The following is a 1,610-nucleotide window of genomic DNA, read 5'->3' as shown; positions in this document are numbered from 1 at the left end:
GCTCCGGCCGAGGCCGCTCCGGCCGCCGGCGCGCCGACCACTCCGGCTCCGGCCGCCGCCAAGTCCTGATCGACTTAGCCCGACCCAGATCAAAAGGCCGCGAAGTTCGCTTCGCGGCCTTTTTTCTTTGCCCCGCTTGCAGACGCCGTGGGGTCGCCTGCAGCAAAGCTCGCTTGCAGCCTATTCCCATGGGGTGAGTAGAGTATCGAACCGCACCGCTTCACCGGAACCGTTCGACATGACGTCTCGCCTGCTGGCCGCCTCTTTCGCCGCCTTGTTGATCGCCGCCCCCGCATCGGCGTTCGCCGCCAAGGCGCCGACCGTGGCCCTGAAGTCGCTGGCCGACCTGCCGACCCCGCCCTATCCCTATGACGAGAAGGCCGACGCCGAAGCCGATGTCGCCGCCGCGCTGAAGCGCGCCAAGAAGGCCCACAAGCTGACCCTGATCGATTTCGGCGGCAACTGGTGCGGCGACTGCCGGATCTTCGCCGGCGTCATCGAGCAGCCCGACGTCAAGCGCTGGGTCGACAAGCACTACGAGGTCGTGACCGTGAACGTCGGCCGCTACGACAAGAACATGCAGATCCCGGCCCGCTATGGCCTGGACAAGCTGAAGGGCGTGCCCAGCTTCCTGGTGGTCGACACCAACGGCAAGCTGGTCAACCAAGGCGCGTTCTTCGCCCTGACCGACGCCCGCCACATGACCCCCCAGTCGATCGTCGACTGGCTGGCCCAGTGGCCGAAGTAATCTAGCGGGACGCCCCCTCCGACGCTTCGCGCCACCTCCCCCGCTTCGCAGGGGAGGAGAGATCGCGTCTTCTCCTCCCCCGTGCAACGGGGGAGGTGGCGCGCGGCGAAGCCGCGTGACGGAGGGGGCGTCCTCGCCCTACGGCCTTCTCCACCCCGTCACAGCCCCGCCGCCCGCCGCCTCGACGCGCGCCCGGGCCTGAGCCAGGGGCTCGATCGCCACGGCCATGTGGTGGGCGTTGGCGTGCAGGATGGTGTCGGCGTCCAGCAGGATGGCCACGTGGCCCTTCCAGAACACCAGGTCGCCGCGCCGACGCTCGGCCTCGGCTATGGCCGCGAAGAACGCCAGCTGCATGTCGGTGTCGCGCGGAACCGCCTTGCCGCAGGCCGCCAGGGCCTGCTGCACCAGGCCCGAGCAGTCCAGGCCCAGAGACTCGCGGCCGCCCCACTGGTAGGGCGCGCCCAGATAGCCTTCCGCCACCGCCACATAGTCGGTCAGGGCCACGCCGACCGGCGACAGGTGGGCGGCGACGAACCAGCCCGTGCCCTCGCCCTTGGCGAACCGGCCCTGGCTCGCCTCGACGGCCGTCAGGGCGTTCAGCGAATACAGGCCCATCGGCCGGGACTTGATGTCCGGCTCGGCGAAGGCGTAGGTGCGCGGGACCGCCACCTGGTGGGTGGCCGGCGCGCCCAGGGCGGCCAGGTCGCTCTCGGCCACGAAGCCGACATAGCCGTCGCGCGCCGCCTGGCCCCAGGCAAAGCCGTCCTTCACATCCAGCACCCGGAACAGCTCGCCGAACAGCAGCTGGTCCCACTGCTCGGCCATCGGATCGGCGGCCTTGCGCAGGGCGGCGGTCGGGACC

Annotated in this window: 2 protein-coding genes and 1 pseudogene; 2 read left to right on the top strand and 1 reads right to left on the bottom strand. The window is 70.2% G+C overall.

Annotated elements, in window-relative coordinates; genetic code table 11:
- The first annotated feature begins 238 nt into the window (after nucleotides 1-238).
- Complete coding sequence (locus WAL33_RS06665; protein ID WP_422179704.1) at nucleotides 239-748, top strand: thioredoxin family protein; 510 nt, start codon at nucleotides 239-241, stop codon at nucleotides 746-748.
- 51 nt (nucleotides 749-799) lie between these two features.
- Nucleotides 800-877: pseudogene (locus WAL33_RS06660) on the top strand (hypothetical protein); the annotation flags it as partial.
- Between the two features lie 9 nt (nucleotides 878-886).
- On the opposite strand, the gene WAL33_RS06655 reads toward WAL33_RS06660, so the two are convergent.
- Nucleotides 887-1,610 (bottom strand): C40 family peptidase (locus tag WAL33_RS06655; RefSeq protein ID WP_422179703.1); only part of this gene is annotated, 724 nt, incomplete at its 5' end.

Origin of the sequence: Caulobacter sp., assembly GCF_049283275.1 — a bacterium.
Classification (GTDB): Bacteria; Pseudomonadota; Alphaproteobacteria; order Caulobacterales; family Caulobacteraceae; genus Caulobacter.
This window is presented reverse-complemented; position numbering and strand designations above follow the sequence as displayed.